Below are 14,462 nucleotides of genomic sequence, written 5' to 3'. Positions count from 1 at the left end.
TTGTATACAAGGCCCCGATTTCACCATCCGGGCCGAGTCGGCCAAAGCGTGAACAAGCCGGTTTTCGTGCGCGATTACGCGCTCAAGCCTTCAGCGAGGTGCCTGGGCACCCCACGTTGAGGCTCAAACGCCGGGTCGGGCCGACGCGATGGCAGGCGTGCTCACCTGCACATCCCCGCACTGGGCACGGTGGCGCAGCGCATGGTCGATCAGCACCAGGGCCAGCATGGCCTCGGCGATCGGCGTGGCACGGATGCCAACACAAGGGTCGTGGCGGCCAAAGGTCTCGACCGTGGCGGGCTGGCCAGCCAGGTCGATCGAGGGCTTGGGCGAACGGATCGAACTGGTCGGCTTGATGGCGATCGAGACACGCAGGTCCTGCCCCGTGGAGATCCCTCCCAGCACGCCACCCGCATGGTTCGAGGCAAAACCGTCGGTGAACAGGCCATCGCCGTGCTCGGTGCCGCGCTGGCTCACGCTTGCAAAGCCCGCGCCGATCTCCACACCCTTCACCGCATTGATGCCCATCATGGCGTAGGCGATGTCGGCGTCGAGCTTGTCGAACAGCGGTTCGCCCAGGCCCACCGGCATCCCCGTGGCTTCGACCGTCAGGCGGGCACCGCAGGAGTCGCCATCCTTGCGCAGCGCGTCCATGTAAGCCTCGAGTTGCTCGATCTGGCTGGCGTTGGCGGCAAAGAAGGGGTTCTGGTGCACGTGCTCCCAGCCCTCGAACGCGATGGGCTGCTCACCCAGTTGCGTCATGCAGCCGCGCACCTCGGTGCCGTACTGCTCGCGCAGCCACTTCTTGGCCACGGCGCCGGCGGCCACCATGGGCGCGGTCAGTCGGGCCGAGGAACGGCCACCACCGCGCGGATCGCGGATGCCGTACTTGTGCGTGTAGGTGTAATCCGCGTGCCCCGGACGGAAGGTCTGCAGGATGTTGCCGTAGTCCTTGCTGCGCTGGTCGGTGTTGCGGATCAGCAGGGCAATCGGCGTGCCCGTGGTCTTGCCTTCGTAGACACCACTGAGGATCTCGACCTGATCGGGCTCGTTGCGTTGCGTCACGTGGCGCGAGGTGCCTGGGCGACGGCGGTCCAGGTCGGGCTGGATGTCGGCTTCTGACAGGGACATGCCAGGGGGGCAGCCATCGATCACGCAGCCGATGGCCGGGCCATGCGACTCGCCGAAGTTCGTGACGGTGAACAAAAGACCAAAGGTGCTGCCAGCCATGACGCCAAATCCATACACAAATCAGGAAGACCGCTATTGTCCTCCATCGGCCCCGGCTCCGGGCCAAAACAAAACCCGGCACGCGGCCGGGTTCGGTAGGTGGCAGGCCGCGTGGGCCTCAGAGCAGCGCGGGACGCTCTTTCTCGGCGCCCTCTTCCACCGGCCAGTCGCGGATGTAGGCCTTGAGCATCCGGTTTTCGAAGTCCTGGCCATCGACAACGGCCTTGGCCACGTCGTAGAAAGAGATCACGCCCATCAGCGTGCGCTGGGTCATCACCGGCATGTAACGGGCATGGCGGCTCAGCATCATGCGGCGCACCTCGTCGATCTCGGTGTCGGGCGTGCAGGTCAGCGGGTGGTCGTCCATCACCGTACGCACCACAAGGCTGCCAAAGACGCCGGAGTTGCGCACCGTGGCCTGGATCACTTCACGGAAGGTCAGCATGCCGACCACATCGCCATGGTCCATCACCACCAGCGAACCGATGTCGTGATCGGCCATCGTGCGGGCGGCTTCGGCCAGCGGCTGTTCAGGCTGCACGGTGAACAGGGTGCTGCCTTTGACGCGCAGGATGTCGCTGACTTTCATGGGGATTTCTCCTCGACAAGGTTGAACAGGGTGGCACGGTCGGCCATGTCTCAATATAGCCCCAAGCGAGCGGCCCAGCCAAGAGGTGTCGGGCCGAGCCGACGCTGAAAACCGCCCCCCCGGGCCTCAGCACGCAGCCAGTCAGGGCCCGGAGCCGCATCGGGGATCAGGGTTGCCCCGAGGGCGTGGCGCACTGGCATGGGAGCGCAGCCGGTTCAGGCGCGCAAGGCCTGCGCCAGGGTCATGTCGTCCAGCCCTGCTTCGGACCAGAAGCCCTGCGTGAAACCGTCAGGCCGGATCAGCACCTCACCCAGCAGCGGCGCCACGCGGGTCTGAGCAGGGTCGCACAAGAGCACAAAGCGGCCACCGGCTTCGCCATCTTCGTCCAGGCGGCCAGCCCAATCCAGCTGCACCAGCAACTCCAGCAAGGGCTCGATCTGCAGGGGATCGGTGCGCAGCTGCTGCGCCAGGGCTTCGGCAGAACACCCCCGCTCCGGCGCGTGCTGCACGGCAGCCAGGGCCTGGATGATGGCCAGCACCAGCGAAAACCGGCTGCCCGGCGCATCAGGCCATCGCTTGACCCGCGACAGCAGGCTGGGCGTGTAGGCCGCCACCACCGCGCCCATCAGCACGATCAGCCAGCTCAGGTAGATCCAGATCAGGAAGATGGGCAGGGCCGCGAAGGCGCCATAAATGGTCGCGTAGACCGGCACATTGCTGAGGTAAAGCGCCAGGCCCTTTTGCCCCAGCTCCAGGCACAGCGACGCGAAGATCGCCCCCGCCCAGGCGTGCTCCCAGCGCACAAAGGTGTTGGGCACATAGCGGTACAGCGCCGCAAACCCGCCGGTCTGCAGCATGAACACGGTCAGGCTCAGGAGCAGGCCCACGCCCCCGGGCAGGTCCTCGACCAGGCCCCGTGAGGCCGACAGCACATACGAGGTCATCGACAGGCTGGCGCCCACCAGCAACGGGCCCAGCGTCAGGGCCGCCCAATAGACCAGCACCCGCTGCGCGATCGGCCGGACGGTGCGCACCCGCCAGATGCTGTTGAGGGTGTGGTCGATGGTCAGCATCAGCGCCATGGCAGTGAGCCCCAGGGCCACCAGGCCCAGGCCACCCAGCTGGCTGGCCTTGGTCGCGAACTTGGTGAGCGAGAGCAACACCGGCTTGGCGATGGCATCGGGCACCATGCCCGTGAGCACCTGCTGCTCCAGCACCTTGCGAAAGCGCCCGAACATCGGGAAGGCACTGAACAAGGCCAGCATCACCGTGAAGAGCGGCACCAGCGCGATGGTCGTGGTGAAAGTCAGGCTGCCGGCCGTGAGCCCCAGGCGGTCCTCCCGAAAGCGCTGGCGCAAGGTGACATAGGTTTGCATCCACGGCCATTGCCGCAAGGTGACAAGAAGCAGGGCCCAGCGTTGACGGCTCGCTGCCCAGAAGGTCCAAAATGCGCTCATGCTGGCTATGATGCCAGCCGCGCGCCGCCCGGCGCCCTCTCCCACCGAAGGACACCATGGCCGAGGCCTCTCCCACCCAGCCCGACAGCGCCTCTCCGGCCGCCGCACCTGAAGCCACGCTCCAGGACGTGATGGGCCAGCACCCACCCGAGCGCCTGGCGCAGATCCAGCGCCTGCGCGCCCTCAACCTCTTCTGCCTGCTGGGCCTCATTGCGCTCGGCCTGGCCTGGGAACTCTGGCTGGCACCGCTCAAAGGCGGCTCCGGCGCGCTGGCCCTCAAGGTCCTGCCCCTGTGCCTGGGCATCGCGGGCTTGCTGAAACACAAGCTCTACACCAACCGCTGGCTCTCGATGCTGGTGCTGCTCTACTTCACCGAAGGCGTGCTGCGCGCCACCACCGAGCATGGCCTGAGCCAGGGCCTGGCCATCGTCGAAATCGCGCTCAGCACCGGGCTCTTCGTGGCCTGCGCCGTGTACGTTCGCCTGCGGCTCAAGGTCCTGCCCCCCAAGGTCAAGGGCGACAAGGCGGCCGCCGGGCAGACCGATCCGGCCTCCGCTGCCTGAGCCAGTCGCCATGGCCCACGCCGAGCTGATTCAGGCGCTGCAGGCGGCCCTCGGGCCCCACGCCGTGCGCCAACACAACCCATCCGAGCCCGACGCCCTGCGTCCCTACCTGAACGATTGGCGCCAGCGTTATGCGGGCCAGGCCCTCGCCGTGGTCAAACCAGGCAGCACCGACGAAGTCGCGCAGGTGGTGCGCCTGTGCGCGGCCCATGGAGTGAGCCTCGTCCCCCAGGGCGGCAACACCAGCCTGGTCGGCGGCAGCGTGCCCGACACCAGCGGCAAGCAGATCGTCCTGAGCCTGCAGGGCCTGAACCGCATCCGCGACATCGACCCGGCCAACCTGTCCATGACGGTCGAAGCCGGGTGCGTGCTGGCCCAGGTGCAGGCTGCAGCCGATGAAGCCGACCTGCTCTTCCCGCTGAGCCTCGCCGCCGAAGGCAGCTGCACGATCGGTGGCAACCTGGCCACAAATGCTGGCGGCACCCAGGTGTTGCGCTACGGCACGGCCCGCGAACTCTGCCTCGGGATCGAAGCCGTCACCGCGCAAGGCGAGATCTGGCACGGCCTCAAAAGCCTGCGCAAGGACAACACCGGCTACGACCTGCGCGACCTCCTCATTGGCAGCGAGGGCACGCTGGGCATCATCACCGCGGCCAGCCTGCGCCTCTACCCCAAACCCGCGAGCCGGATGGCCGCCCTGGTTTCGGTCGGTTCGGTTGAACAGGCGCTGGCCCTGCTCGGTCTGGCTCGCCGGCAACTCGATGCCCACCTCACCGGCTTCGAGCTGATGCACCAGCACCCCTTGCAGTTGCTCGCCCGCCATCTGCCCGCGCAGGCCAAAGCCATGCAGGGACTCTGTGCCGATCCGTCGGCCCCCGAGCCCTCCACGCCACCTGCATGGCTCATCCTGATCGACGCGGCCAGCAGTCAGCCCGACGCCACCTTGTCGGCACAACTGGAAGAGCTGCTGTCAGAAGCCCTGGCCTCGGGCCTGGCGTCCAACGCCCTGGTCTCCACCAGCGACAGCCAGTACCGGGCGATGTGGGCGCTGCGCGAAGCCATCCCCCTGGCGGAGAAGGCCGAAGGCCTCATGGTCAAGCACGACATCGCCGTGCCGACCTCGCGCGTGCCGGAGTTCCTCGCCCAGGCCCTGCCCAGCCTGCACGCCCGCTTCCCGGGATGCCGGGTCGTTTGCTTTGGACACCTCGGAGACGGCAACCTGCACTTCAACGTCCAGGGGCCCGCCACGATGGCAGACCGCGACTTCCTCGCCGCCCACGAGCACGAAGTCAACAAGGTGGTCTACGACATCGCCATGGCGATGGGCGGCACCCTCTCAGCGGAACACGGCATCGGCCAGCTCAAACGCGACGAACTGGCGCAGCGTCAGGACCCCATCGGTCGAGCCTGGATGCGTGCCATCAAGCAGACACTCGATCCGCTGGGCACGCTCAACCCCGGTCGGCTCATCGCCTGAGGCACAACGCAGTTCCGCAAACCGACCGCCTCCCGGCGGCCTGGCTCACTGCAGCGGTCCGTCAAAACCTTCCGGCACCGGCAGGCTGAGAACGTCGATCCCCTCTTCCTGCAAGGAGGCCTTCTCTTGCGGCGTGGCCTGGCCACGGATCGCCCGGACGGGCTCCTCACCATGGTGCATGCGCCGCACTTCCTCGGCAAAGTGGCGCCCCACATCCTCGGTGTTCTCCACCACCTTGCGCACCACGTGCAGGTACATCGCCTGCAAAGCCTCCATCGCTTCGGTACCGGTTGACGGCACCGGGTGGCTTTCGACCCCTGGCTTCACGCCAGAAGACACCGCCGGAGAGCCGCCCGCCCCCCCTTGCTGCGTCGCCACCGCTGCGTTCGGCCCGACTGGCTCGGCTTTCGCACCCGACACATTCAGGTGCGGAGCAGAAGGCCTGCGCTGCACATCGAGCGCACCACACACCGGACAGCTCACCAGCCCGCGCGCCTGCTGAGAGGCCAGGTCATCGGCCGAAGCAAACCACCCTTCGAAGTGGTGCCCTTGTCCGCAATGAAGGTCCACGACCAGCATGACTCAATCGGCCCGATTCAAACGTTCTGCCAATCCAGAGGCCAATGGCCCGCGCGCCATTGCTGGAGCCACATCATGCCGACCACCGTCTTGGCATCGGTCAGCAGGCCGTCACGCACCCAGGCCTCCAATTCGGCCAGGGCAGCCGGGAACACGTCCAGGAACTCGCCGTCGTCCAGGTTGCGCTCACCCAGCGTCAGGTCGTCCGCAAACCAGATCTCGATGAATTCCGTCGCGTAACCGATCACAGGGTGCATGACCCCCGCTTTGGCCCAGCGCCTGGCGCGATAGCCGGTCTCTTCCCAGAGTTCACGCTGCGCACAGGCCAGCCCACCCTCACCCGGGTCGAGCTTGCCAGCCGGAAACTCGATCATGGTGCGAGACACCGGGTAGCGGTACTGACGCTCCATCACCAGGCGCCCATCGGGCAGGATGGCCACGATCATCACCGCGCCGGGATGCACCACGTATTCTCGGGTGGCCTCGCGCCCGTCAGGCAGCCGGATGCGGTCTTTGCGCATCTCCAAGAACCCACCGTTGTAGACCACCGTCGAATCGAGGGTGGTTTCACGCAGGTGGCTGTCGCCAACGGGGTCTTGTTGTTCGCTCATGTCGGGGCAGGAAGGGAGAGATCGTCGCAACGATCCTGAAACCAAACGGCTCAACGACGACGCAGGTAGCGCCACACGAAGCCAGGGAAAGCCAGGGTCAGGAAGACACACAGCCACACCGCGACGAACTCCCAGCGAACCGGACTCACCTGGCCCAGATGGCCTTCCAGGCTCCGACCCAGGAGGGCCACGGCCAGGGCGTAGACCAGCAATTCAAGCAGGCGCCACGCCACGCTCTTCGCCTCGCGCCGGGGGCCGAGAACAAAGAGCCGTTCGTTCACAAATGGCAAATTGGCCGCGACGAGCGCGGCCAACAGCACGGCGATCACCGCCCAGACGGGCACGAGGCCCGTCATGAGCGCACCAGAAAAAGGTGGTCCATGCTCTGATCGCTCAACCAGCCAGCGACTGGGTGATGGCGCGTGCGCACAGGGCCATCAGGCCGCCCGGCAAGATGCCCAGGACCAGCACAGCCAGCGCATTGACCGACAGCAGGAGGCGTGCACCACCGGCTTCGGCCACCGGGGAATTGTCGGTGGGCTCATCAAAGTACATGACCTTGACGATGCGCAGGTAGTAAAACGCCGCCACCAGAGACAGCAGCACGGCCACGATCGAGATCTGCAGCAGCAAGGCGGAGTTCGTCGTGATCAGCGCCTGCAGCACGGCCAGCTTGGCGTAGAAGCCCACCGTGGGAGGGATACCTGCCAGCGAGAACATGAACACCGCCATGGCGCCAGCCAGCACCGGGCTGCGCTTGTTCAGACCAGCCAGGTCGCTCACCTGCTCCGACTCGAAACCGGGGCGCGACAGAATCATGATCAGACCGAAGGTGCCCAGGGTCGTCAGCACATACGTCAGCACGTAGAACAGCGAAGACCCGTAGCCGTTGCCGGCCGACACGGTGTTGCCCGCCACCACGCTCGGCACAAAGCCGAGCAGCATGAAACCCAGCTGCGCAATGCCGGAGTACGCCAGCATGCGCTTCAGGTTGGTCTGCGCAATGGCGGCCAGGTTGCCCAATGCCATCGAGAGCACGGCCAGGATCATCAGCATCTGCTGCCAGTCCGTGGCGGTGTTGATCAGACCTTCCACCAGCAGGCGGACGGTGATGGCAAACGCAGCCAGCTTCGGCGCACCGGCCACCATCAGCGTGGCAGCGGTCGGAGCGCCCTGGTAGACGTCAGGCACCCACATGTGGAAAGGCACCACACCGAGCTTGAAAGCCAGACCGGCCACGATGAACACCAGACCGAAGGCCAGAACCTGCTTGTTCACGGTTCCGGCGAGCGTGGCCTTGTAGACCTCGCTCAGGTCCAAAGAACCCGTTGCGCCATACATCATCGACATGCCGTAGAGCAGGAAGCCCGAGGCCAGCGCACCCAGCACGAAGTACTTCATCGCGGCTTCGGTCGACTGGGCATGGTCACGGCGCAGGGCCACCAGTGCATACAGCGACAAGGACATCAGCTCCAGCCCGAGGTAGATGCTCAGGAAGTTGTTGCCGATGATCATGATCGAGATGCCCAGCAACGCGAACATGCTCAGGGTGAACAGTTCGCCTTGCAGCATCTCACGTTCACGGGCGTACACCTGGGCGTACACCAGCGAACCCATGACGGCCAGGGTCGCGCAAAGGGACAGCAGGTGGCCCATCGCGTCGGTCACCACCATCTTCTGCATCGCATAGACGGAAGTGCCACTGTCCAGGGCACACAGGTGCAAGCCGGCCACCGCGGCCAGGGACACCATGGTCAGCACGTACGTTGCCGTGCGGCGGGGAGAGGTGACGAAGAGGTCCAGGAGCGCGACCACGCAGGCCATGCCCAGCAGGACGATCTCGGGGGTCACCGCGAGCCAGTTCAAGTCGTTCATGTTATGTCGGCCCTCAGTTCAGCTTGCTTTGCGACACGTGCTTGATCAGCTCGGTCACCGACACATGCATGGCGTCGGTGAAAGGCTTGGGCTGGATGCCCATCCACAGCACGGCAGCGGCCAGGATGGCCAGGATGAGGAATTCGCGGGCGTTGATGTCGGTGAGTTCGCGCACATGGTCGTTGGCCACGTCACCAAGGTAGACACGCTTGTACATCCACAACGTGTAGGCCGCACCGAAGATCAGGGCGGTCGCAGCCAGGGCACCGATCAGGAAGTCGTGCTGGACCGCGCCCAGGATGACCATCCACTCGCCCACGAAGCCAGCGGTACCCGGCAGGCCGCAGTTGGCCATCGAGAACAGCAGGGCAAAGGCCGCAAACTTGGGCATGGTGTTGACCACGCCGCCGTAGCTGGCGATCTCACGCGAGTGAACACGGTCATACAGCACGCCGATGCTCAGGAACATCGCGCCGGAGACGAAGCCGTGGGCAATCATTTGCACCAGACCACCGACGATGCCCAGTTCGTTGAAGATGAAGAAACCCAGGGTCACGAAACCCATGTGAGCGATGGACGAATAAGCCACCAGCTTCTTCATGTCCTGCTGAACCATCGCCACCAGACCGATGTAGATCACACCAATCAACGACAGGGTGATCACCACGGGAGCGAACTCGTGGGACGCATCCGGCACGATGGGCAGCATGAAGCGCAGGAAACCGTAGCAACCCAGCTTCAGCATGATGGCTGCCAGCACGGCAGAACCGCCGGTGGGCGCTTCCACGTGCACGTCGGGCAGCCAGGTGTGCACCGGGAACATCGGCACCTTCACGGCGAAGGCCGCAAAGAAGGCACCAAACAGCAGGGCTTGAGGCGTGGCTGCCAAGGGCAGCTTCTGCCAAGTGGCGATGTCGAAGGAACCACCCGACTTGTAGTACAGGTAGACCAGCGCAATCAGCATCAGCAGCGAGCCAAGCAGCGTGTACAGGAAGAACTTGAAGGCGGCGTACACACGACGCGGGCCGCCCCACACGCCGATGATGATGTACATCGGGATCAGCGTGGCTTCGAAGAACACGTAGAACAGCAGACCGTCGAGCGCCGAGAACACGCCAACCATCAGGCCGGACAGGATCAGGAAAGCGCCGTAATACTGGTGCGGACGGTCTTCGATGACTTCCCAGCCCGCCAGCACCACGATCACGGTGATGAAAGCGGTCAAGGGAACGAACCACATCGAGATGCCGTCGACGCCAAGGTGGTAGAACACATTGAAGCGTTCGATCCAGGCGGCGTGCTCGACGAACTGCATGGCCGCCGTCGAGTTGTCAAAACCGGTCATCACGGGCACCGTGGCCAAGAAGCCGGCCAGTGCACCGATCAGGGCCACCCAGCGGGTGACCTTGGCATTTTCCTGGCGGCCAATGGCGAGCAGCAGGATGCCGAAAGCCACCGGGAGCCAGACGGCCAGAGAGAGGATGTTGGATGTTGTTTGCATGAACGGGCCCTCGCGCTCAGGGGTGCATGAACACGAACCACGTCATGAGGGCAAACACCCCCAGGATCATGACCAGCGCGTAGTGATAGAGGTAACCAGTCTGGAACAGGCGCACCAGCGAACCAATCAGGCCCACCAGTTTGGCCGAACCATTGACGACCAGGCCGTCGATGATCGCTGTGTCACCGATCTTCCAGAAGCCACGGCCCAGCAGGCGAGCGCCAGCAGCCAGGACGTTCTCGTTGAACCAGTCCATGAAGTACTTGTTCTCGCCGATCACGATCAGCGGACGCAGCACCTTGGCGAACATGGCCGGGATCTGCGGGGCCACCATGTAGAACACGAAGGCCGTGACCACACCACCCAGCGCCAGGAAGAACGGCAGGGTCGAGAGGCCATGCAAGGCCATGGCGGTGGCGCCGTGGAACTCGTTCTTCAGTTCTTCCATCGCAGGATGCAGTTCGTGGTTCACGAAGATCGCACCCTTGAAGAAGTCGCCAAACAGCATGGGTTCGATGCACAGGAAACCGATCACCACCGAAGGGATGGCCAGCAGCACCAGTGGTGCCGTCACCACCCAAGGCGACTCGTGCGGCTCGTGGGCATGGCCATGACCGTGGTCGTCGTCATGGTGGTCGTGCTCACCCGGGAATGGCTTGTGGTGGAAGTGCTCCTTGCCGTGGAAGACCAGGAAATACATCCGGAAGCTGTAGAAGGCGGTCACGAACACGCCGCAAATCACGGCAAAGTAAGCGAAACCGGCTGCAGGCAGATGGCTGGCGTGAACGGCCTCGATGATCGAATCCTTCGAGTAGAAACCAGCAAAGAACGGCGTACCGATCAGGGCCAGCGAACCCAGCAGCGACGTGATCCACGTGATCGGCATGCGCTTCCAGAGGCCACCCATGTTGCGGATGTCCTGATCGTGGTGCATGCCGATGATCACGGAACCGGCACCGAGGAACAGCAAGGCCTTGAAGAAGGCGTGCGTCATCAGGTGGAACACGGCGACGTTGTAGGCCGACACGCCCAGGGCCACGGTCATGTAACCCAGCTGCGACAGCGTGGAGTAGGCGACCACGCGTTTGATGTCGTTCTGGATGATGCCGAGGAAACCCATGAACAGGGCTGTGATCGACCCGATCACCAGGATGAAGTTCAGTGCGGCGTCGGACAGTTCAAACAGCGGCGACATGCGCGACACCATGAAGATGCCCGCCGTCACCATGGTCGCGGCGTGAATCAGCGCGGAGATCGGCGTTGGGCCTTCCATCGAGTCCGGCAGCCACACGTGCAGCGGGAACTGGGCCGACTTGCCCATCGCGCCGATGAACAGGCAGATGCAGATCACAGTGATCAGCGACCAGTCGGTCTTGGGCAGCGTCATGGCGGCCAGCGTGCTGCCCTTGGCGAAGATCTCGCCGTAGTTCAGCGTACCGGTGAAGGCCAGAATCAGGCCGATGCCAAGGATGAAGCCAAAGTCACCCACACGGTTGACCAGGAAGGCCTTCATGTTGGCAAAGATGGCCGTGGGCTTTTTGAACCAGAAACCGATCAGCAGGTAGGACACCAGGCCCACGGCTTCCCAGCCGAAGAACAGTTGCAGCAGGTTGTTGCTCATCACGAGCATCAACATGGAGAAGGTGAACAGCGAGATGTAGCTGAAGAAGCGCTGGTAACCGTCGTCTTCTTCCATGTAGCCGATGGTGTAGATGTGCACCATCAGCGACACGAAGGTCACGACGCACATCATCATGGCGGTCAGGCCATCCACCAGGAAGCCGACTTCCATCTTCAGGTTGCCCAACGTCATCCACTCGTAAACGGTGGCATTGAAGTGGGCACCCTCCCCTGCCACGGCCTTCAAGGTCATGGCGGAGAAGATGAAGGAGATCAGCACACCCAGGATGGTGATGATGTGCGCGCCGCGACGCCCGATCGCCTTGCCGGCAAGGCCGGCTGCGAGCGAGCCCACCAGGGGTGCGAGCGGCACCACCAGGAGCGAGTTGAGGGAAAGCTCTGACATTGTTGTGTTTCTCCTAGCGTCGCGGCATCAGCCCTTGAGGGTGTCCAGCTCGTCCACGTTGATCGAGGCACGATTGCGGAACAACACCACCAGGATGGCCAGACCGATCGCTGATTCAGCAGCCGCCACGGTCAGGATGAAGAAGACGAAGACCTGTCCGTCCATGTCGCCCAGGTAGTGGGAGAAGGCGACGAAGTTCATGTTCACGGCCAGGAGCATCAGCTCGATGGCCATGAGCAGCACGATCAGGTTCTTGCGGTTCAGGAAGATCCCGATCACCGACATGGTGAACAGGATGGCGCCCAGCGACAGGAAATGCCCGAGGGTGATCGACGTGTTCATGCCTGGCCTCCGTTGGCATTCGTGGCCGCATCGGATGCGGCGGGGGCTTCCACCACCGGCGCGACCTTGACGACGCGCAGGCGATCAGCCTTCTTGACGCGGACCTGTTCACCCACCTTCTGGGCCAGCGAATCCTTGCGCTTGCGCAGGGTCAGCGCGATGGCGGCAATGATGGCCACCAGCAGGATCACGGCAGCGATCTGCACAGGGAACAGGTAATGCGAGTAGAGCTCGATGCCCAGGGCCTTGGTATTGGGCACCTTGGCGACATCAGGCGGGAAAGGCTTGGCCAGCGGCAGGTCGAACCCGCGCGTCAGGACGAAGGCCATTTCCACCGCGATCACGGCACCGATGGCACCTGCCAGCGGGAAGTGCTTCCAGAACCCCTGGCGGATGGAGTCGATGTTGATGTCGAGCATCATCACCACGAAGAGGAAAAGCACCATCACCGCGCCCACGTAGACCAGCACCAGGGCGATCGACAGGAACTCGGCTTGCAGCAGCATCCACACGCAGGAAGCACTGAAGAAGGCCAGCACAAGGTGCAGGGCCGCCGACACGGGGCTCTTGGCGGTGATCACGCGGAAGCCCGCGAAAACCAGCACCGAGGCGAAGATGTAGAAAAGTAGGCTGAAAGTGTCCATGATCGGTCAGCGGTAAGCCGCGTCTGCCTCCTTGTTGGCGGCGATTTCTTTTTCGTAGCGGTCACCCACGGCCAGGAGCATGTCCTTGGTGAAGTAGAGGTCGCCACGCTTTTCGCCGTGGTATTCGAAGATGTGGGTCTCGACGATGGAGTCCACTGGGCAGCTCTCTTCGCAGAAACCGCAGAAGATGCACTTGGTCAGGTCGATGTCGTAGCGCGTGGTGCGACGCGAACCGTCGTCACGCACATCGGACTCGATGGTGATGGCCATGGCCGGACAGACCGCTTCGCACAGCTTGCAGGCGATGCAGCGCTCTTCGCCGTTCTCATAACGACGCAAGGCGTGCAGGCCACGGAAGCGGGGCGACTGCGGGGTCTTTTCTTCCGGGAACTGGACCGTGATGTACGGCTTCAGGAAATGACGACCCGTGAGGGCCATCCCCTTGAACATTTCCAGCAGGAAGAAGCTCGAGACGAATTCTTTGAAAGAGGTCGACATGGTGGTCCCTTACTTCCAGATGTTCAGCGGGGACATCATCCACACGCCCACGATCACCAGCCACACCAGCGTGATGGGGATGAAGATCTTCCAGCCCAGACGCATGATCTGGTCGTAACGGAAACGGGGGAAGGAAGCACGCACCCACAGGAACAGCGTGACGATGATGAAGGCCTTGAGACCCAGCCAGATCCAGCCCGGGATGAAGCTCAGCGCCTCAACCGGAGGCAGCCAGCCACCGAAGAACATGACAGCGGCCAGGGTGGAGACCAGAATCATGTTGGCGTATTCGGCCAGGAAGAACATGGCGAAGGCCATGCCCGAGTACTCGATCATGTGACCGGCCACGATTTCCGATTCGCCTTCCACCACGTCGAAGGGGTGGCGGTTGGTTTCGGCCAGGCCGGAAATGAAGTACACCACCGTGATCGGCAGCAGGGGCAGCCAGTTCCAGGAGAGGAAGCCCAGGCCCATGTCGGCGAACTGGCCCTTGTTCTGGCTCAGCACGATGTCGGTCATGTTCAGCGAACCGGCCGTCATCAGCACGATCACCAGGCAGAAGCCCATGGCGATTTCGTACGACACCATCTGTGCCGACGCGCGCAGGGCACCCAGGAAGGCGTACTTCGAGTTGGAAGCCCAGCCGGCGATGATCACGCCATAGACTTCCAGCGAAGTGATCGCCATCAGGAAGAGCAGACCGGCGTTGACGTTGGACAGGGCCACTTCGGGGCCGAAAGGCACAACGGCCCATGCGGCCAAGGCCGGCATGATGGTCATGATCGGCCCCAGGAAGAACAGGCCTTTGTTGGCTGCCGACGGGATGATGATCTCCTTGAAGATCAGCTTCACGGCGTCAGCGATGGGCTGAAGCAGGCCGTAAGGACCCGTGCGGTTTGGACCCGGACGGATCTGCGACCAGGCAATCGCCTTGCGCTCCCACAGGGTCAGGTAGGCCACACAGCCCAGCAGCGGCAGCAGCAGGCACACGATCTTGAGCAGCGACCAGACCACCGGCCAGGCACCGCCCAGGCTGGCCAGGCCAGCGTTGTACAAGGTGTCAATCATCT

The 14,462-nt window shown here is 63.7% G+C and carries 15 protein-coding genes; 2 read left to right on the top strand and 13 right to left on the bottom strand.

The window, feature by feature from the left end; all coding sequences use genetic code 11:
- Positions 1-123 precede the first annotated feature (123 nt).
- The 3 genes from aroC to QZ994_RS02155 all read right to left on the bottom strand — a co-directional run bounded on the left by aroC (position 124) and on the right by QZ994_RS02155 (position 3,276).
- Complete coding sequence (aroC, locus tag QZ994_RS02165; protein WP_290867548.1) at positions 124-1,230, bottom strand: chorismate synthase; 1,107 nt, start codon at positions 1,228-1,230, stop codon at positions 124-126.
- A 118-nt stretch (positions 1,231-1,348) separates the two neighbouring features.
- The gene (locus QZ994_RS02160) at positions 1,349-1,819 is read right to left on the bottom strand and encodes a CBS domain-containing protein (protein WP_290867545.1); all 471 of its coding nucleotides are present in this window, start codon (positions 1,817-1,819) and stop codon (positions 1,349-1,351) included.
- A 215-nt stretch (positions 1,820-2,034) separates the two neighbouring features.
- A complete protein-coding gene (locus tag QZ994_RS02155; protein WP_290867542.1) occupies positions 2,035-3,276 on the bottom strand; it encodes a YihY family inner membrane protein in 1,242 nt (413 codons plus the stop codon).
- Positions 3,277-3,332: 56 nt separating this feature from the next.
- Between QZ994_RS02155 and QZ994_RS02150 the strand changes: the two genes are divergently transcribed.
- A complete protein-coding gene (locus QZ994_RS02150) occupies positions 3,333-3,839 on the top strand; it encodes a DUF2069 domain-containing protein (protein WP_367172248.1) in 507 nt (168 codons plus the stop codon).
- Positions 3,840-3,849: 10 nt separating this feature from the next.
- Positions 3,850-5,316: an FAD-binding oxidoreductase gene (locus QZ994_RS02145; protein ID WP_290867539.1), complete on the top strand. Its 1,467-nt coding sequence runs from the start codon at positions 3,850-3,852 to the stop codon at positions 5,314-5,316.
- 45 nt (positions 5,317-5,361) lie between these two features.
- On the opposite strand, the gene QZ994_RS02140 is transcribed toward QZ994_RS02145, so the two are convergent.
- The 10 genes from QZ994_RS02140 to nuoH are packed head-to-tail and all read right to left on the bottom strand — an operon-like array spanning position 5,362 to position 14,460.
- Complete coding sequence (locus tag QZ994_RS02140) at positions 5,362-5,895, bottom strand: DUF1178 family protein (protein WP_290867536.1); 534 nt, start codon at positions 5,893-5,895, stop codon at positions 5,362-5,364.
- Between the two features lie 17 nt (positions 5,896-5,912).
- The gene (locus QZ994_RS02135) at positions 5,913-6,506 is read right to left on the bottom strand and encodes an NUDIX hydrolase (RefSeq protein WP_290867533.1); all 594 of its coding nucleotides are present in this window, start codon (positions 6,504-6,506) and stop codon (positions 5,913-5,915) included.
- Between the two features lie 50 nt (positions 6,507-6,556).
- Entirely contained in the window at positions 6,557-6,862 is a 306-nt protein-coding gene (locus QZ994_RS02130; RefSeq protein ID WP_290867530.1) for a DUF2818 family protein, read from the bottom strand.
- Between the two features lie 37 nt (positions 6,863-6,899).
- On the bottom strand, positions 6,900-8,381 hold the full coding sequence (gene nuoN / locus QZ994_RS02125; protein ID WP_290867527.1) for an NADH-quinone oxidoreductase subunit NuoN: 1,482 nt from the start codon (positions 8,379-8,381) through the stop codon (positions 6,900-6,902).
- Positions 8,382-8,394: 13 nt separating this feature from the next.
- Entirely contained in the window at positions 8,395-9,882 is a 1,488-nt protein-coding gene (locus QZ994_RS02120; RefSeq protein ID WP_290867524.1) for an NADH-quinone oxidoreductase subunit M, read from the bottom strand.
- A 16-nt stretch (positions 9,883-9,898) separates the two neighbouring features.
- On the bottom strand, positions 9,899-11,908 hold the full coding sequence (gene nuoL, locus QZ994_RS02115; RefSeq protein ID WP_290867521.1) for an NADH-quinone oxidoreductase subunit L: 2,010 nt from the start codon (positions 11,906-11,908) through the stop codon (positions 9,899-9,901).
- Between the two features lie 27 nt (positions 11,909-11,935).
- Positions 11,936-12,250, bottom strand: coding sequence for an NADH-quinone oxidoreductase subunit NuoK (nuoK, locus tag QZ994_RS02110; RefSeq protein WP_290867517.1), 315 nt, complete (start codon positions 12,248-12,250; stop codon positions 11,936-11,938).
- The gene (locus QZ994_RS02105) at positions 12,247-12,894 is read right to left on the bottom strand and encodes an NADH-quinone oxidoreductase subunit J (RefSeq protein ID WP_290867515.1); all 648 of its coding nucleotides are present in this window, start codon (positions 12,892-12,894) and stop codon (positions 12,247-12,249) included. The genes nuoK and QZ994_RS02105 overlap by 4 nt, the downstream gene beginning before the upstream one ends.
- Positions 12,895-12,900: 6 nt before the next feature.
- Entirely contained in the window at positions 12,901-13,392 is a 492-nt protein-coding gene (gene nuoI, locus QZ994_RS02100; RefSeq protein ID WP_290867512.1) for an NADH-quinone oxidoreductase subunit NuoI, read from the bottom strand.
- Between the two features lie 9 nt (positions 13,393-13,401).
- Entirely contained in the window at positions 13,402-14,460 is a 1,059-nt protein-coding gene (gene nuoH, locus QZ994_RS02095; RefSeq protein ID WP_290867510.1) for an NADH-quinone oxidoreductase subunit NuoH, read from the bottom strand.
- Positions 14,461-14,462 lie beyond the last annotated feature (2 nt).

Origin of the sequence: Aquabacterium sp., assembly GCF_021768455.1 — a bacterium.
In the GTDB taxonomy this organism is placed as follows: domain Bacteria; phylum Pseudomonadota; class Gammaproteobacteria; order Burkholderiales; family Burkholderiaceae_C; genus Aquabacterium.
This window is presented reverse-complemented; position numbering and strand designations above follow the sequence as displayed.